General features: G+C 72.5%; 17 protein-coding genes. 7 read left to right on the plus strand and 10 right to left on the minus strand.

The features are described from left to right. Nucleotides 1-102 precede the first annotated feature (102 nt). Together HYQ63_RS38505 and HYQ63_RS38510 are read left to right on the plus strand one after the other, a co-directional pair. Nucleotides 103-1,989: a glycoside hydrolase family 9 protein gene (locus tag HYQ63_RS38505; RefSeq protein ID WP_179938298.1), complete on the plus strand. Its 1,887-nt coding sequence runs from the start codon at nucleotides 103-105 to the stop codon at nucleotides 1,987-1,989. Nucleotides 1,990-2,079: 90 nt separating this feature from the next. After that, the gene (locus tag HYQ63_RS38510) at nucleotides 2,080-3,414 is read left to right on the plus strand and encodes an NAD-binding protein (protein WP_257232420.1); all 1,335 of its coding nucleotides are present in this window, start codon (nucleotides 2,080-2,082) and stop codon (nucleotides 3,412-3,414) included. Nucleotides 3,415-3,418: 4 nt separating this feature from the next. On the opposite strand, the gene HYQ63_RS38515 is transcribed toward HYQ63_RS38510, so the two are convergent. From HYQ63_RS38515 to HYQ63_RS38525, 3 genes are all read right to left on the minus strand, one after another. Beyond that, nucleotides 3,419-5,404: a phosphatase PAP2 family protein gene (locus HYQ63_RS38515; protein WP_179938300.1), complete on the minus strand. Its 1,986-nt coding sequence runs from the start codon at nucleotides 5,402-5,404 to the stop codon at nucleotides 3,419-3,421. Nucleotides 5,405-5,542: 138 nt separating this feature from the next. Further along, on the minus strand, nucleotides 5,543-6,184 hold the full coding sequence (locus tag HYQ63_RS38520; RefSeq protein ID WP_179938301.1) for a YceI family protein: 642 nt from the start codon (nucleotides 6,182-6,184) through the stop codon (nucleotides 5,543-5,545). Between the two features lie 339 nt (nucleotides 6,185-6,523). Continuing rightward, nucleotides 6,524-7,690, minus strand: a complete 1,167-nt coding sequence (locus HYQ63_RS38525) for a CdaR family transcriptional regulator (RefSeq protein WP_257232421.1) — start codon at nucleotides 7,688-7,690, stop codon at nucleotides 6,524-6,526. A gap of 211 nt (nucleotides 7,691-7,901) precedes the next feature. Between HYQ63_RS38525 and HYQ63_RS38530 the strand changes: the two genes are divergently transcribed. After that, the gene (locus tag HYQ63_RS38530; RefSeq protein WP_179938303.1) at nucleotides 7,902-9,698 is read left to right on the plus strand and encodes an FAD-binding dehydrogenase; all 1,797 of its coding nucleotides are present in this window, start codon (nucleotides 7,902-7,904) and stop codon (nucleotides 9,696-9,698) included. A 21-nt stretch (nucleotides 9,699-9,719) separates the two neighbouring features. Here the strand turns inward: HYQ63_RS38530 and HYQ63_RS38535 are convergent, their stop codons facing one another. From HYQ63_RS38535 to HYQ63_RS38545, 4 genes are all read right to left on the minus strand, one after another. Beyond that, the gene (locus HYQ63_RS38535) at nucleotides 9,720-10,865 is read right to left on the minus strand and encodes a Glu/Leu/Phe/Val dehydrogenase (RefSeq protein ID WP_179938304.1); all 1,146 of its coding nucleotides are present in this window, start codon (nucleotides 10,863-10,865) and stop codon (nucleotides 9,720-9,722) included. 119 nt (nucleotides 10,866-10,984) lie between these two features. Continuing rightward, a complete protein-coding gene (locus tag HYQ63_RS45300; RefSeq protein ID WP_257232422.1) occupies nucleotides 10,985-11,515 on the minus strand; it encodes a LysR substrate-binding domain-containing protein in 531 nt (176 codons plus the stop codon). 17 nt (nucleotides 11,516-11,532) lie between these two features. Beyond that, nucleotides 11,533-11,898: a LysR family transcriptional regulator gene (locus HYQ63_RS45305; protein ID WP_257232423.1), complete on the minus strand. Its 366-nt coding sequence runs from the start codon at nucleotides 11,896-11,898 to the stop codon at nucleotides 11,533-11,535. Nucleotides 11,899-11,941: 43 nt separating this feature from the next. Further along, nucleotides 11,942-12,154: a hypothetical protein gene (locus tag HYQ63_RS38545; protein ID WP_179931910.1), complete on the minus strand. Its 213-nt coding sequence runs from the start codon at nucleotides 12,152-12,154 to the stop codon at nucleotides 11,942-11,944. Between the two features lie 13 nt (nucleotides 12,155-12,167). Between HYQ63_RS38545 and HYQ63_RS38550 the strand changes: the two genes are divergently transcribed. The 3 genes from HYQ63_RS38550 (at nucleotide 12,168) to HYQ63_RS38560 (ending at nucleotide 16,317) form a co-directional block, all read left to right on the plus strand. After that, the gene (locus HYQ63_RS38550; RefSeq protein ID WP_257232424.1) at nucleotides 12,168-13,274 is read left to right on the plus strand and encodes an FAD-binding oxidoreductase; all 1,107 of its coding nucleotides are present in this window, start codon (nucleotides 12,168-12,170) and stop codon (nucleotides 13,272-13,274) included. 44 nt (nucleotides 13,275-13,318) lie between these two features. Further along, the gene (locus HYQ63_RS38555) at nucleotides 13,319-14,722 is read left to right on the plus strand and encodes a VOC family protein (protein WP_179938306.1); all 1,404 of its coding nucleotides are present in this window, start codon (nucleotides 13,319-13,321) and stop codon (nucleotides 14,720-14,722) included. Nucleotides 14,723-14,787: 65 nt separating this feature from the next. Then, nucleotides 14,788-16,317 carry an aldehyde dehydrogenase family protein gene (locus HYQ63_RS38560; RefSeq protein ID WP_179938307.1) on the plus strand — a complete coding sequence of 510 codons (1,530 nt, stop codon included), beginning with the start codon at nucleotides 14,788-14,790 and terminating at the stop codon, nucleotides 16,315-16,317. A gap of 56 nt (nucleotides 16,318-16,373) precedes the next feature. Here the strand turns inward: HYQ63_RS38560 and HYQ63_RS38565 are convergent, their stop codons facing one another. Beyond that, nucleotides 16,374-17,258 carry a fructosamine kinase family protein gene (locus tag HYQ63_RS38565; RefSeq protein ID WP_179938308.1) on the minus strand — a complete coding sequence of 295 codons (885 nt, stop codon included), beginning with the start codon at nucleotides 17,256-17,258 and terminating at the stop codon, nucleotides 16,374-16,376. Further along, nucleotides 17,255-17,719, minus strand: coding sequence for a low molecular weight protein-tyrosine-phosphatase (locus tag HYQ63_RS38570; RefSeq protein WP_179938309.1), 465 nt, complete (start codon nucleotides 17,717-17,719; stop codon nucleotides 17,255-17,257). Before HYQ63_RS38570 ends, HYQ63_RS38565 begins: the two co-directional genes overlap by 4 nt. 94 nt (nucleotides 17,720-17,813) lie before the next feature. Between HYQ63_RS38570 and HYQ63_RS38575 the strand changes: the two genes are divergently transcribed. Further along, nucleotides 17,814-18,308 carry a MarR family winged helix-turn-helix transcriptional regulator gene (locus tag HYQ63_RS38575; RefSeq protein ID WP_179938310.1) on the plus strand — a complete coding sequence of 165 codons (495 nt, stop codon included), beginning with the start codon at nucleotides 17,814-17,816 and terminating at the stop codon, nucleotides 18,306-18,308. On the opposite strand, the gene HYQ63_RS38580 is transcribed toward HYQ63_RS38575, so the two are convergent. Then, nucleotides 18,301-19,851: a carboxylesterase/lipase family protein gene (locus HYQ63_RS38580; RefSeq protein ID WP_179938311.1), complete on the minus strand. Its 1,551-nt coding sequence runs from the start codon at nucleotides 19,849-19,851 to the stop codon at nucleotides 18,301-18,303. The two genes, HYQ63_RS38575 and HYQ63_RS38580, sit on opposite strands and share 8 nt — an antisense overlap. Nucleotides 19,852-19,902: the final 51 nt, after the last annotated feature.

Raw genomic sequence — 19,902 nt, forward strand, 5'->3', positions numbered from 1 at the left:
CCTACCTCAATTGAGGTAGGCGGAACTCCGTCGATATGCGTAGCCAGATTTCGACTAAGCGTACGAAGCCGCAGGTCAGGACGGCTTCCTACGCTCTGAGGCATGGCTATACACGTCGAACGATGCCCCCGCGTGCTGGGCGCGGCCGTCGCCGCCGGTCTGGCGCTGGGCGCCCTGGCCGCACCCGCCGCCGGGGCCGCGGACGGCCGGACCGCCCAGGGTGCCGAGAAGCCCGGCCCCAAGGCCCACACCGGCTCGCCGGTGCGGATCAACCAGGTCGGCTACCCGACCCACGGCCCCAAGAAGGGCACCGTCGTGACCGGCGCCACCCGGCCCTTGACGTGGACGCTCAAGACCGCCGACGGCACCAAGCGGGCCGGCGGCGTCACCACCCCCGCGGGCGTCGACCCCAGCTCCCGGCAGCGCGTCCACACCTTCGACTTCAGCAAGGTCACCGACGCGGGCGAGGGCTACACCATCACCATCGGCGGGCAGAAGAGCGAGCCGTTCACCATCGGTGACCACCTCTACGGCGCGCTGCGCAACGACTCGCTGGCGTACTTCTACCACAACCGCAGCGGCATCAAGATCGACAAGGACCTCGTCGGGGCCCGGTACGCCCGCCCAGCGGGCCATGACAAGACCGCCGCGCACCGTGGCGACACCGACGTCCCGTTCCGGTGGCACGGGTCCGACTACCGGCGGAATGTCTCCGGTGGCTGGTACGACGCCGGTGACCAGGGCAAATATGTCGTCAATGGTGGCATCTCCGTCGCCCAGCTGATGTCCGCCCACGAGCGCACCGGCACCACCCGGGGTGCCGACGGCGACGCGCTGAGTGACGGCAAGCTGCGGGTGCCCGAGCGCGGCAACGGCGTCCCGGACATCCTCGACGAGGCGCGCTGGGAGATGGACTTCCTGATGCGCATGCAGGTGCCCCAGGGCAAGCCGTACGCCGGAATGGCGTTCCACAAGATGCACGACAAGCGGTGGACCGGGTTCCCGACGCGGCCGGACCAGGACAAGCAGCCGCGGGTGCTGCGTCCGCCGTCCACCGCGGCCACCCTCAACCTGGCGGCCGCCGCCGCGCAGTGCGCCCGCCTCTTCCAGCCCTACGACCCGGACTACGCCGCCCGGTGCCTGGAGACGGCCCGCACTGCGTGGGCCGCGGCCAAGAAGCATCCGAAGATGTTCGCCAGTGACAAGGACTCCGTCGGGGGCGGCGCATACGGCGACCGCCACGTCGGCGACGAGTTCTACTGGGCCGCCGCCGAGCTGTTCCTCACCACCGGTGAGGACACCTACCGCACGGCGTTCCTCCGCTCACCGCTGCACGGCGACGTCGACGCGCTCTTCCCGCGCGGCGGCGCACTGTCCTGGTCGGCGACCGCGGGCCTCGGCGCCCTCGACCTGGCCACCGTGGACGGCAAGCTCACCGACAAGCAGCGCGCCGCCGTGCGCGCGACGGTGACGAAGGCCGCCGACCGCTACGCCTCGGACTCCGCGAAGTCGGCCTATGGCGTTCCGTACGCGCCGAAGGGCGGAAAGTACGAGTGGGGCTCCAACAGCCAGGTGCTGAACAACATGGTCGTGCTCGCCACCGCACACGACCTGACCGGCAAGACCCGCTACCGCGACGCGGTGCAGCGCGGCATGGACTATCTGCTGGGCGGCAATCCGCTCAACCAGTCCTATGTCACGGGCTACGGCGAACGGGACTCGCACCGTCAGCACCACCGCTTCTGGGCGCACCAGATCGACGCCAAGCTGCCGGGCCCGGCCCGCGGTTCGCTGGCCGGTGGCCCGAACTCCGGGCTGGAGGACCCGGTCTCGGCCAAGAAGCTGAAGGGCTGCGCCCCGGCGATGTGCTACGCCGACGACATCATGGCGTTCTCCACCAACGAGATCACCATCAACTGGAACGCGCCCCTGGCCTGGGTGTCCTCCTACCTCGACGACGTTGAGCATATGTCTGATCGGCGGCCATGACCGTGTGGCATCTGTTCATGGTGGCGCGATGCCCGCACGCCTACCGTGTGCGGGCATACGCCACGGTCGAGCGCGTCGAGGAGGAGCCGGATGCGGGAGGTGCACACCCCCGACACGCTCGGTGAGCGGTACTTCGTCGTGATCGGCAGCGAGGTGGCGCGCAAGGTCTGCGGCTCCCTGCGGGCGGCCGGACACCGGGTGCGCCACTTCGCCCAGCCCACCGACGAGGACCTCCGCCAGGCGCTGGACCGGGAGGTGGCGGGCGTCGCGATCCTGCTCGAGGACGACGCCGAGTCCCTGCGCTACGCGCTCGCCGTGGAACACATCCACCCCAAGGTCACCCTCGTGGTGACGATCTTCGACCGGACCGTGGCCGACCAGCTGGTGCGCGTGGTCCCGAACTGCCGGGTCACCTCCCCGGCCGATGTGGCCGCGCCGGTCCTCCTGGCGGGCTGCCTCCAGCCCGATCTGCTCGCGCTCACCACGACGCCCTCGGGCCACGCGGGCGCCCGCTGGGACGGGGACACGGTGCGCCTCCAGCCGTACCGGCCGCCGCGTTCCCTGCGGTACCGGGCGTGGCTGGGGAAGTTCCGGGGGCAGCTGCGGCCGCACGACGGCAGTTCGCGGATCATGCTGATGGGCTTCGCCGGGCTGCTCGCCGTGCTGCTGACGGACTGGGTCTGGCTGGTGGCCCTGCACCACCGCACCCCCGTCGAGGCGTTCTTCGAGGCGGCGCGCACCGTATCGGCCGTCGGCCCGGCGCTCGCCCACGGCTCGCAGGCGTATCTGATGTTCTCCGGCCTCGCGATGCTCATCACCATCGTCTTCACCGCCGTCTTCACGGCCGGTGTGGTCGACCGGCTGCTCGCCCCGCGGGCGGTCGGCATCGTGGGCCCCCGCGCCCTGCCCCGGGGCGGCCATGTGGTCGTCGTCGGGCTCGGACAGGTGGGGCTGCGGCTGTGCACCCAGCTCCAGGACCTGGGCATCGGTGTGATCGCGGTCGAGCGGAACCCGGCGGCCCCGAACCTCCGGCTGGCCAGGGCGCTCGGGGTGCCCGTCGTCGTCGCCGACGCCACGGACAAGTTCGTGCTGCGCAAGCTCCGCCTCGGGCGGGCGCAGGCGATGGCCGCGGTGGCGTCGGACGACCTGGACAACATCGCCGTGTCGGTGGCGGCGCTGGCCGTCGCGCCCGAGCTGCGCGTGGTGATGCGCGCGGGGGACCACGAGGCCATCGCGGAGACCCGCTCGCTGTTCAAGATCGGTCTGGTGCACGATCTGGGCAGCCTGAGCGCCGCGTACACCACCGCGAGCCTGACCGGGCTCCAGCCGCGCGGTGTGCTGGCCCACGGCAAGCGGCTCCTGGTGGAGGGCGAGGACGGGGCGTTCGTGCCGTGGCCGCAGCCGGAGCGCTGCGGCCACCCCTGACGGTTCACGTCAGCCGTACGGTGAGCGTGTCCCGGGAGTACGACGGCACGGCGGTGTACGTGTGCCCTTGCCACCGGACCCTGATGGCGGCGAACCGGCCGTGCAGCCCGCCGCGGGCGTGCAGCACCCTGATGCGGGTGTGCCGGGCGGGGGCGTGGCGGCCGTCCAGCCGGATGTCCAGGACACTGCCGTCGCCGAGCACGGCGGACCGGGCCACCGTCAGCGCGGGCGTACGGCCGTCGCCGGTGGCTGCAACCACCTCCCGTTCACCGGGGTCTGGCACCACCTCCAGCGTGGCGCCGGAGGCCACGACGAGGCCCCGCCGCGCCCGTACCCCGCCGGGGGACGCGAGCCGCAGGGTGCCGCCGTGGACCCGGACGTCTCCGGCGCCCAGGGCTTCCGGCGACGCCGCGGCCAGGGTTCCCTCCTCGACGCGGGTGCCGCCGCCGTAGCGGTTGCGGCCGGTGAGGGTCAGGGTGCCGGTGCCCCGTTTGACGAGGCCGCCGTCGCCGGTGATGTCGTTGCGCCAGGTGTCGGCCGCGCTGAACCCGCCGTCGTCCGCGTCCATCTCCACGCGCACGTCGCGGTCGAAGGCCCCGTAACCGTCCGCCGCCGCGAAGAGGTTGAGCCGTCCCCACTGCTCGGGCCCCTCCAGCAGGGCGTATCCGGAGGGGACGGCGGTGGTGCGCAGCACCTCCCGGCGCTGGTGCGCGGTGAGATAGGGCAGCCGGGTCTCGATGAGCACTTCGGCGCCCTTGGGCACGGTCATCTCGCGGTGTCCGCCGCCCCTGGGCAGGATGTAGGTCAGACGTGAGGTGAACGCGCGGGCGTTGGCGGCGCGATCGGCGTACGGGTCGGTGTCCGCGCCCGCCGAGTGTGCGTAGTCCCACAGCGTGTCGGCCGTGGTGCCGGTCCGGGAGCGGAGGTAGTCGGCGGCCTGCCGCCGCGCGGCGGCCTTGAGCCCGGTGTTGGCCGGGTCGTACAGCGCCGCGGCGGCCAGCGCGGTGGCCAGGATGCGGCCGCCGATGACATCGAGGGCGGAGTGCATGCCGGACACGATCCGGGTGTGGGAGGCCGCGGAGGCATGGGTCAGCAGTTCCTGGAACCGCTCGGGTATGGCGTACGCCAGCGCAAGACCGGCCAGGTACAGCGCGTTGGTGTGACCGCTCGGGAAACCCCCGTCCTCGGCCGGTGTCGTGCCGCGCTGACGCAGCAACTGGGGGGTGACGGCCACCTCGGAGGCGTAGACGGGGAAGCCGAAGGCGTCCGTGGCGCCGGTGGCGACGACCTCGCTGTGCTCCGTCATCCGCCAGGGACGCGGGTACTGGTAGCCGTACTTGGCGGGGTTGCCCGACGCGTACGGGCCGCGCAGCGTCCGCACGAGCCGGACGACGTCGCCCAGGTCCGAGTCGGTGGCCCCGGCCCCGATGGCGGAACCGGCGGGCGCACCGGGCGGCACGGCGTCGCCGACCGTGGTGGCCGGGGTGGTGTCCGGGGCGCTGGTGATGCTGGTGACGGCCTTGGCGCCGGTGCGGTAGACCTCGGTGAGCGGGCCGAGGCCGCCGGTGGCCGCGTAACTCTGGTCCTGGCGGTCGTAGATGAAGGATTCCCGCGCCTGGGCGTCGGTGCGCCGCGTGGTCAGGGCGATCGAGTAGCGCATGTTGGCGCGCAGCACACCGGCCGCGAGCGGGGTGCCGTTGTTCCAGGCCGTGCCGGTGTGCCAGAGCCGCTGCACACCGCTGAGGATGCGGAGGGCCGCGTTGGTCTCGGGGGTGAGGTTGGCCGTGGTGTTGGTCCGGTAGTCGTCGACGAAGGCCGGGAGGGTCCGCTCGGCCGTCCTCTCCGCCGCCCGGGCCAGGGGGCCGGGCAGGAGGGCTAACGCGGTCGGGACGGTGATCAGCCCCGCCGGGACCGAGGCGGAACGCCGGAGGAAACCCCTGCGGTCCAGGGTGGGTTCCGCGGATCGGCCGGGGGAGGTACGCGCCGTCATGCTGCCCTCGCGATTCTCGTCGTAAGCGCTTGCTGAAGACTTGACGCGACGGAAGTGTAGAGGGCCCGGCATGATCGGCGAGACACCCCCTGGGGGCGCCGGGAGGCGGCGGTTGTCATGGGGGCGTACGGCGCGGGGTCAGCCCGCGGAGGGGTTGCGGATGGCCGCGATGTCGAACTGGAGGCGGACCTTCTCGCTCACCATGGCGCCGCCCTGGGCCAGTTTGGCGCTGTAGGTCAGGCCCCAGTCGGAGCGGTTGATGGTGGTGGTGCCGTCGAAGCCGACGCGCTCGTCGCCGAAGGGATCGGTGACGTGGCCGATGTAGGTCAGCTCCAGGACCACCGGGCGGGTGGCGTCTCTCATGGTGAGGTCGCCGGTCATGCGGTACACGTCCTGGCCCGCGAGCTCCACCTCGCGGCTCCGGAAGCTGATGCGCGGGTAGGCCCGGGCGTCCAGGAAGTCGCGGCTCATCAGGTGGGCGTCCCGCTGCTCGACACCGGTGTCGACGCTGGCGCTGGACAGCACGATCTCGGCCCGGGAGCGGGCCGGGTCCTGACCGTCGAAGTAGAGGCGGCTTTCGTATTCGGTGAACGCGCCGCGCACCGTGGTCACCATGGCGTGCCGGACGGAGAAACCGATCCTGCTGTGCGCCGCGTCGATAATCCATTCCCCGGTGAGGGCCGACAGCCCGGGAGCCGCCTCGGCGGCGCGATCGGGGTCGGCGGGGGCGTCCTGGGTCGCTGTGGAGCGGGGCGAGAAGTTGCGAGTAAAAAGTTTCATGGGGCATCTAGTTACTGCAAGGGTGAGTTTCGCTGCAAGTCCTGTTCTGGAACCGACCCGGGACTGCGAACGTCACCCTACCGTCCGGTCTGTAATTCCCCTCGCGAAGACCGCTCCCGTGGTCGCGGCTCCGGCACGGGGTCTTCACATGTCAACGGCGGGCGTGGAGTGCCGAATGACGGTGAATCAGTGGACGAAACGCTCTTTGCGTACGGGGCTTCGTGCCGAATTCCGGCACCAATGCTTTAACTTCGAGGTACCTGCCGTCACCTGTCATTTCACTTCTTCAAAATATCTCCACGAACTCGTCCGGCTGTGGTGGATCGTGTGGGGATGCCGTCATCCCCGGCCCAGCCAGGTGGTCAGGGCCCACCACCAGTGCAGGGTGTCCAGCGGTCCGCCGCGGCCGTCGGGGCGGGTGTCGGTCAGCGACGTGCCGGTGATCTGCTGGAACCGGCCGAGCCGGTAGCGGATGGTGTTGGGGTGGGTGAACAGGGTCGCCGCGGTCTGGTCCAGGCGGCGCCCGTTGTCGAGGAACGTCAGCGCGGTGAGCGCCAGTTGCCGGTGAAACGTGTCCGAGGTGTCGAGGTCGCCCAGGAGCCGCCCGCTCAGGTACGAGCCCAGCAGCGGCTGGTCCGCCACGGCGATCTCCGCGGCGAAGTCGGTGAGTTCGTACCAGCCGTGCCGCCCCGCCGCCGCGCCGAGGTCCACGGCGCGGACGCAGAGCCGGTACAGCGGGCGCAACTGGTCCAGGGGCGCGGCCGGAGAGGCCACGACCAGGGCGGGAACCCCCAGGTCACCGCCCTGCGGCAGCCGGGGACACAGACCCACCACGCGCCCCTCGACCAGCCCGGACACCCCGCGCAGCGCGGAGAGGCGGCGCATCAGGCGCTGGGCGTGCCCGGGCCCGGTGGCCTCGGCGACGAGGCAGTGGTGCGGGCCGTGGCCGTCCTCGGCCCGGATTCCGGCCCCGGTCAACTCCTCGGCGCGGGGGATGACTCCGTCGATCAGCACCTGTCGCAGCAGCCTGCCGCGCAGCCCGCTCGTCTCGTGCGCCGGTCCCCGCTCCGCCGCGTGGTACCCGTTGATGACATGGCGCTCGATGGCGTCGCCGTACTCCTTCAGCCGCAGGATCACGGGGAGCAGCGCGCTGTCGGGCACCCCGGACGTCCGGCAGCGGTCGACGCTGATCTCCACGGCCCGGGTGAGCGCGGCCTGCACACCGCGCAGCACGGCGGTCACCGGCACGCCCTGACCGGCCCGGTCGGCGCCCAGTAACAGGGCGGTGGTGAAGTCCTGTTCCTCGACCCGGTCGAAGGTGCTGAACCACGCCCCGGCCGCGCGGATCATCGCCAGGACGTGGGAGCGGGTCTCCGCCTCGGTCAGCCGGGCCACCTCGGGGGAGTGGGTGCGCGCCGCGCGCACGAGTTCGCCGCACACGTCCGCGTCGTCGGCCATGGCCCGCAGGATCTCGGTGACCGGCTCGCGCTCGTGGACGACGGCCATGAGCCCCTTTTCCGTTCCGGCGGCGCTGTCGCCGGGCCACAACGAAGCGGTGACCGCGTTGACGCCCAGCTACTACCGCGCCGCTGTGCCGACCTGATTTCCTGTGCGCTACCGACGGTAACAGCGCGGCCGTCGCGGTGACAGCCTCCGCGTCCGTCCGTGCTGCCCGCACGCACCGCGCACGGTCCGCACCGCACCGGGAGGGCAGCCCATGGAGAACCCCGCATCCCCGACGTCGATGACCCGACGCCGCGCCCTGACGGTGGCCGGAGGCGTGCTCGCGGCAGCGGCCGTCGACCAGACGGCCCCCGCCTTCGCGGCCGGGGCCTCGTCCGCGGGCGCGGACGCGGACGCGATCGTGGTCGGCCACGGGCTCGCCGGACTGGTCGCGACGGCGGAACTGGCGGCGGCGGGACGCAAGGTGCTGCTCCTGGACCAGGAGCCGGAGAGCAACGTGGGCGGGCAGGCGTTCTGGTCCTTCGGCGGGCTGTTCTTCGTCGACTCCGAAGAGCAGCGCCTGATGGGCATCAAGGACTCCCACGAACTGGCCTGGCAGGACTGGCTGGGCACGGCCGGATTCGACCGCGGCGTGGGCGATCCGCGCGGCCAGGACTACTGGGCCCACAAGTGGGCCGAGGCGTACGTCGACTTCGCGGGCGGGGAGAAGCGCTCCTGGCTCCACGGGCTCGGGGTGCGCTGGTTCCCGATCGTCGGCTGGGCCGAGCGCGGCGGCGGTCTCGCGGACGGGCACGGCAACTCGGTGCCCCGCTTCCACGTCACCTGGGGCACCGGACCGGCCGTGGTCGAGCCGTTCGAGAAGAAGGTACGGGCCGCCGTGGCGGACGGCCGGGTGGCGTTCAAGCACCGGCACCGCGTCGACGAGATCGTCACGACCGGCGGCACCGTGACCGGTGTCCGCGGCGCGGTCCTGGAGCCGAGCAACGCCCAGCGCGGCAAGGCCAGCTCCCGCACCGTGGTCGGAGACTTCGAGCTGCGCGCCCCGGTGGTGATCGTCACCTCCGGCGGCATCGGCGCCAACCACGATCTCGTACGGCAGAACTGGCCGTCCCGCCTGGGCACTCCGCCCAAGCGCATGATCACCGGCGTCCCGGCGTACGTGGACGGCCGCATGCTCGCCATCACCGAGAAGGCGGGCGGACGCATCGTCAACCCCGACCGGATGTGGCACTACACCGAGGGGCTGAAGAACTACGACCCGATCTGGGCCGACCACGGCATCCGGATCCTGCCGGGGCCGTCCTCGATGTGGTTCGACGCCAAGGGTAAGCGCTTCTCCGCCCCCGACCTCCCCGGATACGACACCCTCAGCACCCTGAAGGCGATCACCGACTCCGGCCACGACTACTCCTGGTTCGTCACCACACAGAAGATCATCGCGAAGGAGTTCGCGCTCTCCGGCTCCGAGCAGAACCCGGACCTCACCAACAAGGACATCCTCCAACTCCTCTCGCGCATCTGGCAGACCCCCGAGCCGATCGAGAAGTTCAAGAAGAACGGCGTCGACTTCGTCGTCGCGACGACGCTGCCCGAACTGGTCCGCGGGATGAACAAGCTGACCGGGGACAACCTCATCGACCTGGCCGACCTCAAGCGGCAGATCGACGCGCGGGACCGGGAGATCGACAACCCGTACACCAAGGACGTCCAGGTCATGGGCATCCGCAACGCACTCGCCTACCCCGGGGACACCCTGAGCCGGACCGCCTCGGCGCACAAGATCATGGACTCCGGCGCCGGACCGCTGATCGCCGTACGCCTCAACATCCTCACCCGCAAGACGCTCGGCGGCCTCCAGACCGACCTGTCCGGCCGTGTCCTGGACGCCACCGGCGAACCGGTCCCCGGGTTGTACGCGGCGGGGGAGGCCGCGGGATTCGGCGGCGGCGGAGTCCATGGATACCGCTCCCTGGAAGGCACGTTCCTGGGCGGCTGCCTCTTCTCGGGCCGTCGGACGGGGCGGGCCGCGGCGGACGCCACCGCGACCTGACCACCGCGGCCCCCGCAACCCTCAGACGGGAAGGCGTCCCTTGCTGCGCATGGCGGCGCGGACGCGCTCCTCTGCCAGTCCGCGCCCGGCCGCGTGCGGCGTCGTGCCACGGCGCTCGGCCTCGTCCAGGACGGTGACGGCGTTCGCGCGCAGCCGACCGGAGATCGTCTCGAAGATGGTGCGGGTCTCGGGCCGGAACCCGGAGTAGCGGGCGTCCATGGCGAACGCGGCGGCGACGACACCGCCGGCGTTGGCCACGAAGTCGGGCAGCACGGTGATGCCGCGCCCGGCGAGGATCTCCTGGGCCGTCGGCGAGGTGGGCAGATTGGCGCCCTCGACCACCAGTCCGGCCTTGATCAGGTGGGCCGTCCGGTCGTCGATGACGTCCTGGAGGGCGGCGGGCACCAGAATGTCGCAGTCGACGGTGAGTTCCTGGCCGGAGGCGAGCACATCGCCCTCGGCGTGCCGGACGACGAAGTCGTCCCCGTGCTCGTCGCGGGCGGCCAGCAGGGAGCGTACGTCCAGCCCGCTGGGGTCGTGCAGCGCACCGCGGGCCGTGGACACGGCCACCACGGTGGCGCCCAGTTCGGCGAACCGTGCCGCCGCGGCGGCGCCCACCGCGCCGAACCCCTGGATGGCCACCCGGCAGCCGGACAGGGACAGCCCGCGGCGCTGCGCGGCGGCGTCCGTGGCCTCGGCGATGCCGTAGCCGGTGACCCCGAGCTTGTCGTAGGCGACGCCGCCCAGGTGTTCCGGGGTGCCGACGGCCGCGCCGCGGTCCCCCAGCTCGTCCTGGATGATGGCGGCGTCGCTCTCGGTCAGCCCCATGTCCAGCCCCATGACGTATTCGCGGGGCACCTCGTTGGACAGCGCGCGGGCGAACGCGCGCAGGATCGCCTCCTTGTCGCGGGACGCGGGATCGGCGGCGATGCCCGCCTTGGCGCCCCCGTAGAAGAGGTCGACCCCGGCCCACTTCCACGTCATGACGCGGGCCAGACGGGCGACTTCCCCGACCGTCACCGTGGGGCTCATACGGGTTCCGCCCTTGCCGATGCCCCGGGCCGTGTTGTCGATGACCAGCACGCCCTTCATGCCGGTGCGCCGGTGGGAGACGACGACGATCTTCTCGGGACCCCAGTCGTCGACGAGGGAGAGTGCGTCAGCCACGTCTGTCTGTCCTTCTCCGTAGATCGATGGATCCGTGGTCCACCTCACGATGTGGCCGGTGGCCCCGCCCCACAAGGGTCAGCAGGGCGACAGAATTGATACCGGGGAACAAGGAACGCTTATGCTCGCCGGCCCAGCCCCGTCTGCGCCACGGCGCGCAGGACGTCGACGAGCGCCACCACGGTGGGCCGCCGCTCCGCGGCACAGCGGAACACCACGACGATGTGCCGCTCGACCGTCTCGCGCAGCCGCACCACATCGAAGCGGGAGGGCCGCAGCCTGAGCATCAGATCCGTCACCGTGCTCACCCCCACCCCCGCCTCCACCAGCGCCAGCGTCGCCGCGGTGTCCGTCACCTCGTGCAGCACCTCGGGTTCGACGCCCGCCCGGCGGAACGCGGTGCGCACGGCCCGCCCGTAGTAGCTCTCGGCGGACGGCAGAATCCACCCCAGACCGCGGGTCTGCGCCATGGTGACGCTCTCCCGGCGGCCCATCGAACCGGTCGGCACCGCGAGCGAGAAGCGCTCCCGGTGCAGCTGCATCACCCGTAGCGCCGGATCGCGCGGGATCGGTACGTCCGGATAGTCGAGGCCGAGCGCGAGATCCACGGCCCCGGAGGCCACCGCGTCGTACACCTCGTCCACGTCCATGTCACGGCTGTGGACCGTCAGCCCCGGATGCTCCTCGCGCGCCGTGTGCAGGGCCGGGGCAGGATCTCGGCGGCGGCCGTGGCGAACAGACCGACCAGCAGCGTGCCCGACGCGTCGTTGCGGGTGCGCTCCAGCGCCTCGACGGCCTCGGCCTCCGTGGACAGGATCCGCTCGGCGTGCCGGGCCAGCGTCATCCCCGCGTCGGTCAGCTCCACCCTGCGCCCGGTCCGCCGCAGCAGCTCCATGCCGGTGGCCTTCTCCAGCGCCGCGATCTGCTGCGAGACCCCGCCGGGGGTGTATCCCAGGGACTCCGCCACCGCGGTGATGGTGCCGCGCCGGGTCAGTTCGACGAGGGAACGCAGCTGGGCACTCGTCCAGTCCATATAGGAACCCTAATAGATCACGAGCAATAACTGTTCATAGACGTCAACGGTCGGGGTGCTGCACCATGACCGGCAGATAGCTGATCGGCATCGTCCTGCACTGCGACAGCCGCGGCGCGCCGGGCCGGAGATCCCTCCGGCCGCGGCGCCCGCCTCGGGAAGGGACCGGCCACTTGTCCTCCTCGTCCTCTTCGCCCTCCTCGTCCTCTTCGCGCTCCTTCCGCACCGTTCCGCCCGCCGCCGACGTCGTGATCATCGGCGGCGGGGTCATGGGCACCAGCGCCGCGTTCCACCTGGCCGAGGCCGGAGTGGCGAACATCGTCGTCGTCGAACGCGGCGACCTGGGCTGCGGCAGCTCCGGCAAGCCCATCGGCGGCGTCCGCGCCCAGTTCTCCGACCCGCTCAACATCCAGCTGGGCAGCCGGAGCCTGCGCGCCTACCAGGACTTCCCGCACCGTCCCGGCGCCGACATCCGGCTCGACAGCGTCGGCTACCTCTTCCTGCTCACCAGCGAGCAGCAGGCCACGGACTTCGAGGCCTGCGTCAGGACCCAGAACGCCCTCGACGTGCCCAGCCGCATGATCGGCCCGCAGGAGGCACGACGGCTGTGCCCCTACGTCAGCACCGAAGGGCTCGTGGCCGCCGTCTACTCGCCCACCGACGGCCACGCCCGCCCCGGGCTGGTCATCGAGGGCTACGCGCGCGCCGCGTCCCGGGCGGGCGTGCGCGTAGCCACGCACACCGCCGTCACCGCCATCGACACCGCGGGCGACCGGATCACCACCGTGCACACCGACCACGGGCCGATCTCCTGCGCCACCGTCATCTGTACCGCGGGCGCCTGGTCGGCGCAGATCGGGAACATGCTGGGCGTCAACCTCCCGGTGCGTCCGGTGCGCCGTCAGGTGGCCTTCACCGCCCCGCTCACCCCGCCCGCCCCGCGCATCCCCTTCACCATCGACTTCGCGTCCACGGCCTACTTCCACAACAGCGACGACGGGCTGCTGTTCGGCCTCGCCGACCCCGGCCAGGAAGACGGCTACGACACCGCCTGGACCCCGGAGTGGCTGGAGCTGTTCCGCGCCGCCGCACGGCGTCAGGCCCCGGCCCTGGCCGACATGGAGACGGTCGACGGCTGGGCCGGGCTCTACGAGATCACACCGGACCACAACGCCCTGATCGGCCGTTCCGGCGAACTCCAGAACTTCCTTTACGCGACCGGGTTTTCCGGGCATGGCTTCCTCCAGGCCCCGGCGGTCGGCGAGATCGTCCGTGACCTGTACCTGGACCGCACACCGTTCGTCGACGTCACACCGTTCAGCGCCGACCGCTTCATGACCGGGGCGGAAACACGTCCCGAAGCCCATGTGGTGTGAACCGCCGACCGGTGTGAACCGCCAACCGAAAGGCAGCACTCTCGATGACCAGCCGGACACATCGCCAGTGGCAGCTGCGCGCCGCGTTCGCCGCCCGGCTCTCTGACATGTACGGGCGGGAGGTCCCCGCCTACACCACCCTCGTGGACGTCTCCCGCGAGGTCAACGACGACGTGCTGCGCGCCCGGGGTGCCGACGCCGAGCGGCTGGGCTCCATCAGCCGGGTCACCGCCGAGCGCCACGGCGCGATCCGGGTCGGCACCCCGCAGGAGATGAGCCAGGTCGCGCGCGTCTTCGGCGCCCTCGGCATGCGTCCGACCGGCTTCTACGACCTGCGCGAGGCCGCCGCCAGCGCGGTGCCCGTCATCTCCACCGCCTTCCGCCCCACCGACGGCGAGGAGCTGGCGCGCAATCCGTTCCGCGTCTTCACCTCCATGCTCACCCCCGCCGACCCGCGGTTCTTCGACGACGACCTGCGCGCCCGCCTGGAAACCTTCCTCGCCGGACGCGAGCTGTTCCCCCCGGAGCTGCTCGCCCTCGCCGACCGGGCCGAAGCCGAGGGCGAACTGCCCGAAGCGGAGGCCGAACGCTTCCTCCAGCTGGCCGTGCGCGCCTTCGAGCTGTCCACCGAGCCGATCGACCAGGGCTGGTACGCGACGCTGGAGCGGGTCTCCGCCGTCGCCGCCGACATCGGCGGCGTCCGCAGCACCCACATCAACCACCTCACCCCCCGCGTCCTGGACATCGACGAGCTGTACCGGCGCATGACCGACCGCGGCATCGAGATGATCGACACCATCCAGGGCCCCCCGCGCTGGGACGGCCCCGATGTGCTGCTGCGCCAGACGTCCTTCCGCGCCCTCGCCGAACCCCGGGCCATGCGCACCGCCGAAGGCGACGTGGCCAGCGGTTCCCTGCGGGTGCGGTTCGGCGAGGTCGAGGCGCGCGGCATCGCCCTCACCCGCGAGGGCCGCGCCCTCTACGACCGGCTGCTGACACAGATCGACCGGGAGGCCGCCGCCCGCCCCGACGCGGACCGCGGTGACATCGCCCGCGCGCTGTGGGCGGAACACCTCCCCGCCACCGAACGGCAGCTCGCCGACCGGAAGCTGGCCTACTTCACCTACCACGCGGTGCCCGACCGGCCGCGGGACGGCAGCCGCCCGCCCGCCGACGTCGGCGAGCTGGTGGCCCAGGGCTGGCTGCGCGCCGAACCCATCGTCTACGAGGACTTCCTGCCCCGCTCCGCGGCCGGCATCTTCCAGTCCAACCTCACCGGCGAAGGCGCACGCAACAACGACCACGCGGGCACCGCCTACGACAGCGCCTGGCTGTCCGGCGCCATCGGCCGCGACGTCCTCGACCCCTTCGCCCTCTACGAGCAGCAGCAGAACGACTCCATCGCCCGGGCCGCCCGAGCGCTGGAACTCGACGGCGCGCTCGGCTGAAACCCCGGCGCACCCCACCCCCAGACCAGGCGCATCCCACCCCCAGACCAACCGAGGGAGCACCCATGACCAGCACCGCCCTTCCCACCACCGAGGACCTGCGCGGCCGGGCCCGCACCGCCCTGGAGCGCGTCGGCGCGACCGTCCCGGAGGGCAGCGGCCTCACCGCGCGCACCCCGATCACCGGCGACCACCTCTTCGAGCTGGCCGCCGCCACCCCGGCCGACGCCGAGAACGCCATCGCCGCCTCCCGCGCGGCCTTCCTCACCTGGCGCACCACCCCCGCCCCCCGGCGCGGTGAACTCGTACGCCGCCTGGGCGAGTTGCTGCGCGACCACAAGAGCGACCTGGCCGACCTCATCACCATCGAGGCGGGCAAGATCCGCTCCGAGGCGCTGGGCGAGGTCCAGGAAATGATCGACATCTGTGACTTCGCCGTCGGCCTCTCCCGTCAGCTCTACGGACGCACCATCGCCTCCGAACGACCCGGCCACCGGCTCGCCGAAACCTGGCACCCGCTCGGCGTGGTCGGCGTCATCTCCGCGTTCAACTTCCCCGCCGCCGTCTGGTCCTGGAACACCGCCGTCGCCCTGGCCTGCGGCGACACCGTGATCTGGAAGCCCTCCGACCTCACCCCGCTGATCTCCCTGGCCTGCGACCGGCTCCTCGCCCGGGCCGCCGAGGACGTCGGCGCGCCCCGCGACGTCCACCGGCTGCTGCTCGGCGACCGTGCCGTCGGCGAGAAGCTCGTGGACGACCCCCGCGTCGCCCTCGTCAGCGCCACCGGCTCCACCCGCATGGGCCGCGAGGTCGGCCCCCGCGTCGCCGCCCGCTTCGGCCGCAGCCTGCTCGAACTCGGCGGCAACAACGCCGCCGTCGTCGCGCCCTCCGCCGACCTCGACCTCGCCGTCCAGGGCATCGTGTTCGCCGCGGCCGGCACCGCCGGGCAGCGCTGTACGACGCTGCGCCGCCTCATCGTCCACCGCGACATCGCCGACACCCTCATCGCCCGGCTCACCGCCGCCTACCACAAGCTCCCCATCGGCAACCCCTTCGACGAGGACACCCTCGTCGGCCCGCTCATCTCCACCGCGGCCCTCGACACCATGCAGAGCGCCCTCACCCGCGTCCAGGCCGAGGGCGGCAAGGTCCTGGCGGGCGGCAACCGCCGCCTGGCCGAGGCACTCCCGCGGGCCGCCTACGCCGAACCCGTCATCGTCCGCGTGGACGAGCAGAGCGACGTCGTACGGGAGGAGACCTTCGCCCCGATCCTGTACGTGCTGACGTACGACACCCTCGAGGAGGCCATCGCCCTGCACAACGACGTCCCGCAGGGCCTGTCGTCCAGCATCTTCACCCGCGACCAGCAGGAAGCCGAACTCTTCCTCTCCGCCGAGGGCTCCGACTGCGGCATCGCCAACGTCAACATCGGCACCTCCGGCGCCGAGATCGGCGGCGCCTTCGGCGGCGAGAAGGAAACCGGCGGCGGCCGCGAGTCCGGCTCCGACTCCTGGCGCGCCTACATGCGCCCGGCCACCAACACCATCAACTACTCCAGCCAGTTGGCCCTCGCCCAGAACGTCAGCTTCCTCTGACGGCCGCGAACGTCGTGACGGTGGCCTGGTCCACCCCTGACGCGGGTGGGCCGGGACTACCCCGCCAGGGCGGTCCGGGCCGCGGCGAGCGCCTGCTCGGCGTAGCCGCGTCCGAACAGCACCGCGTGCACCAGCAGCGGGAAGAGCTGGTGCAGCCCGATGCGGTCCGCCCAGCCGTCGGCGAGCGGCGACGCCTCCTGGTAGCCCTCCAGCACCCGGTCCAGATGCGGACAGCCGAACAGGTGCAGCATCGCCAGATCGGTTTCCCGGTGTCCGCCGTGCGCGGCCGGGTCGATCAGCCACGCCTGCCCGTCGGCGCCCCACAGCACGTTGCCGTTCCACAGGTCGCCGTGCAGCCGGGCGGGCGGCTCGGCAGGGCCCGCCAGGCCGGGCAGCCGCTCGCAGACCCGCTCGATCGTGGCTGCCTCGGCGGCGCGCACCGTGCCGTCGTCCACGGCGCGGCGCAGATAGGGCAGCACCCGGTGCTCGGCGTACCAGCTCGGCCAGTCGTCGCCGGTGGCGTTGCGCATCGGGGCGAGCCCGATGTACGCGTCCTTCGGACCGCCCGGCGGCGGGGCGCCGAACGCGGGCGCACCGGACGCGTGCAGGGCCGCCAGATCGCGGCCGAACCGCGCCGCCGCGGGGGCGCTCGACCGGCCGGACGGGACCCGGTCGGTCACCAGCCAGCGCGGATCGTGGCCGTGCACCGCCGGGACGCGGACCGTGCCGGTGTCGGCCAGCCAGCGCAGCCCCGCCGCCTCCGCCTCCACCGCGCCGGGGTCGTCACCGCGCTTGACCATCACCACCTGCCCGCCGTCGAGGGTGACTTCGGCGAGCGCCCCGGACATCGCGCGCTCGCCGGTCACCGGGCGCCCGGTGAGGCGGGCCGCCGCCGCGCCCGGGCCTTCGCCGGTTCCGGCCGGGTCCGGACCGGCCGTCATGCGTCCACGCGCTCGCGCGCCCACGCGAGCAGGCCGGGCGTCGCGGCTTCGATCATGTCCAGCACCGTGTCGAATCCCTCCGGGCCTCCGTAGTACGGATCGGGCACGTCCAGGTCGCCCGTCGCGTGCGGGTCGAAGGACCGCAGCATCCGGACCCGCGACGGATCGTCGACCAGGCGGCGCAGCGCCCGCTCGTGGCCGCCGTCCATCGCCAGGAACAGGTCGGCGTTCAGATGCTCGGCGCCGATCTGGGCCGCGACGTGCTGGACCGGATAGCCGCGCCGGACCAGCACCTCACCGGCGCGTTCGTCGACGGCCTCGCCGACGTGCCAGGGGCCGATACCGGCACTGGTGACCCGCACCGCGCCGTCGAGCCCCGCGCGGCGCAGATGCTCGGCGAAGACCAGCGCGGCGGACGGTGACCGGCAGATGTTCCCGCTACAGACAAAGCAGATGTGCACGGCCACCAGCGTAGGGCCGTATCCCCCGCCGCCGGGGGACGGGGTGGGGACGCGGGCCGTGTTCCCGCCCGACGCCGACGGTAGCGTCGCGATCATGAATGCGTTGATCAACGGTCTCACCGACCAGGCTCCGGCCGACCCCGCTGCCACAGACGACATGCTGGCGAGCCAGCCGGTCGGCTATTGGACCGGCCTGGCCCACACCACCGTCACCCGGCACCTGCGCGACGCGATGGCCAGGATCGACGTCACCCAGCCGCAGTACTGGGTGCTCAACTGCGTGCACTCCTGGCCAGCCGCGCCGAGCCGCGAGGAGGTGGCCGACCGGCTGACGCCCCTCGCGGACGGCCCGTACGAGATCCCGCGCGTCGTCGACCAGCTACTGCACCGCGGCTGGCTCCGCGCCGCTGCCGACGACCGCCTGCACCTCACCGACGCGGGCGAAGCCGCCCGCGTAACGCTGCGCGCACTGGTCACCGAACTGCGCGCCGTCGTCCACGAGGGCGTCGGCGACGAGGAGTACGTGGCCGCGCTGAAGGTGCTGCGCACGATGGTCGCCAACGTCCGGCGCGCCGAAGACCTCAGCTGAGCAGTGGCAGGGCCGGGAAGGTGTGGTCCTGCCAGAGGAGCCGGGAGGCCTCCTCCGGGTAGGCGGTGATCTCGGGCGCCGCGTCGAAGACCTGGGTCAGGCGGCGGTCGGGGTCGTACGCGGGCCAGCCCGGGTCGCCCGTCGTGGCGAACGCGGTCCAGGCCGTGCGGAAGCGGGACGACAGCGCCTCGGCCTCGGGCGGGGGCCCGGAGCCGTCGAACAGCAGCAGGCCGAGGTCGGCGTCGAAGGTGCCGAACAGCAGCGGTATGTCCAGGCCGTGGCAGGCGCCCATGACGCCGCCGCCCGCCGGGGCGGGCCAGGTCAGCTCGTACACGTGCGCCCGGCCGCCCCCGGCCACCTGGGCCTCGGCCAGCCGCAGCGAGGGCATGTGGAACAGCCAGTCGGACTGGACCCGTTCGTGGAGTTCGGCGGGGGAGGCGTCCGGGAAGGCGGCGCGGTAGGCCCGTTCGCCGTCCGGGCCCGGCCCGAACGCGCGCAGTGCAGCCGCCGCTTCCTCCTCGCCCGCCAGTCCGAGCTGCCCGCCGAGGGCGAGGAACAGCCGGTACTCGTCCCGGTTGTGCCCGGCGATCAGCTCCACGTCGCGGGCCGAGCCCGCCGCCAGCGCCTGCCACGGGGTGGTCGGCAGCACCTCGCCGTCCACGACGGGCGCGAAGGGGGTCAGGGTGTGCACGACCTGTCCCCAGCGCTCCTCGTACTGGCGCATCTTGGGGCCCAGCGCCTCGCCCGCGGAGGGCAGTCGGCGTGGATCCACCGTGGACAGATCGGCGGCCGTCGGCCGCAGGCCCGCCTCGGCGGCGAGCGCGCCCGCGATGTCCCGGGCCAGCTCGCCGGAGAAGTACGTGCCCGGCACGCTCTGCGCGATGGCGCGCCGGAACAGCCCCGCCGCGCTCGGCATGGCCAGCAGCGAGGCGACCGATCCGGCTCCGGCCGACTCCCCGAACACGGTGACCCGGCCGGGGTCGCCACCGAACGCCTCGATGTTCTCCCGCACCCATTCCAGGGCCGCGACCTGGTCGAGCAGACCGCGGTTGGCGGGCGCCCCGTCGATGTGGGCGAAGCCCTCGATGCCGACCCGGTAGTTGAGGGTGACCACGACGACGTCGCCGTCACGGGCGATGTGCCGGGCGTCGTAGCCGGGGCTGCCGGAGTGGCCGAGCTTGTAGGCGCCGCCGTAGATCCACACCATCACGGGGCGGCGGGCGGCCGGGGCCGGCTCGGGCGTCCACACGTTGACCGTCAGCCAGTCGTCGCCCGTCGGTGCCTCCAGGACCCCGGCGCGGCCCATGAACCCCGACTCCTGCGGGGGCGGCGGCCCGAAGGCGTACGCGTCCCGCGTCCCCTCCCAGGGGCGCACGGGGCGCGGCGCCTGAAACCGCGCGTCGCCCACCGGCGGCTCGGCGAACGGGATGCCGCGGAACACGGCCAGACCGCCCTCCCGGCGGCCGCGCACCGCACCGGCGGCGGCGCGCACCACGGGCTCGGCGGACCCGGTTGCCGACTCGCTGGACTCGGCTGTCGTCATCGATGGCTCCTCGCGGTTCCTGGTGAACACGTCTGGGGCCACGATGCCCGA

Source organism: Streptomyces sp. Rer75 (assembly GCF_013414305.1).
Lineage (GTDB): Bacteria > Actinomycetota > Actinomycetes > Streptomycetales > Streptomycetaceae > Streptomyces > Streptomyces himastatinicus.

What these genes read in the sequence shown, in the direction of transcription:
- HYQ63_RS38505 (WP_179938298.1), top strand. Translation starts at nt 103, where the DNA reads ATGGCTATACACGTCGAACGATGCCCCCGCGTGCTGGGCGCGGCCGTC.
- HYQ63_RS38510 (WP_257232420.1), top strand. Translation starts at nt 2,080, where the DNA reads ATGCGGGAGGTGCACACCCCCGACACGCTCGGTGAGCGGTACTTCGTC.
- HYQ63_RS38515 (WP_179938300.1), bottom strand. Translation starts at nt 5,404, where the DNA reads ATGACGGCGCGTACCTCCCCCGGCCGATCCGCGGAACCCACCCTGGAC.
- HYQ63_RS38520 (WP_179938301.1), bottom strand. Translation starts at nt 6,184, where the DNA reads ATGAAACTTTTTACTCGCAACTTCTCGCCCCGCTCCACAGCGACCCAG.
- HYQ63_RS38525 (WP_257232421.1), bottom strand. Translation starts at nt 7,690, where the DNA reads ATGGCCGTCGTCCACGAGCGCGAGCCGGTCACCGAGATCCTGCGGGCC.
- HYQ63_RS38530 (WP_179938303.1), top strand. Translation starts at nt 7,902, where the DNA reads ATGGAGAACCCCGCATCCCCGACGTCGATGACCCGACGCCGCGCCCTG.
- HYQ63_RS45300 (WP_257232422.1), bottom strand. Translation starts at nt 11,515, where the DNA reads ATGGACGTGGACGAGGTGTACGACGCGGTGGCCTCCGGGGCCGTGGAT.
- HYQ63_RS45305 (WP_257232423.1), bottom strand. Translation starts at nt 11,898, where the DNA reads ATGGACTGGACGAGTGCCCAGCTGCGTTCCCTCGTCGAACTGACCCGG.
- HYQ63_RS38545 (WP_179931910.1), bottom strand. Translation starts at nt 12,154, where the DNA reads ATGATCACGACGTCGGCGGCGGGCGGAACGGTGCGGAAGGAGCGCGAA.
- HYQ63_RS38550 (WP_257232424.1), top strand. Translation starts at nt 12,168, where the DNA reads ATGGGCACCAGCGCCGCGTTCCACCTGGCCGAGGCCGGAGTGGCGAAC.
- HYQ63_RS38555 (WP_179938306.1), top strand. Translation starts at nt 13,319, where the DNA reads ATGACCAGCCGGACACATCGCCAGTGGCAGCTGCGCGCCGCGTTCGCC.
- HYQ63_RS38560 (WP_179938307.1), top strand. Translation starts at nt 14,788, where the DNA reads ATGACCAGCACCGCCCTTCCCACCACCGAGGACCTGCGCGGCCGGGCC.
- HYQ63_RS38565 (WP_179938308.1), bottom strand. Translation starts at nt 17,258, where the DNA reads ATGACGGCCGGTCCGGACCCGGCCGGAACCGGCGAAGGCCCGGGCGCG.
- HYQ63_RS38575 (WP_179938310.1), top strand. Translation starts at nt 17,814, where the DNA reads ATGAATGCGTTGATCAACGGTCTCACCGACCAGGCTCCGGCCGACCCC.
- HYQ63_RS38580 (WP_179938311.1), bottom strand. Translation starts at nt 19,851, where the DNA reads ATGACGACAGCCGAGTCCAGCGAGTCGGCAACCGGGTCCGCCGAGCCC.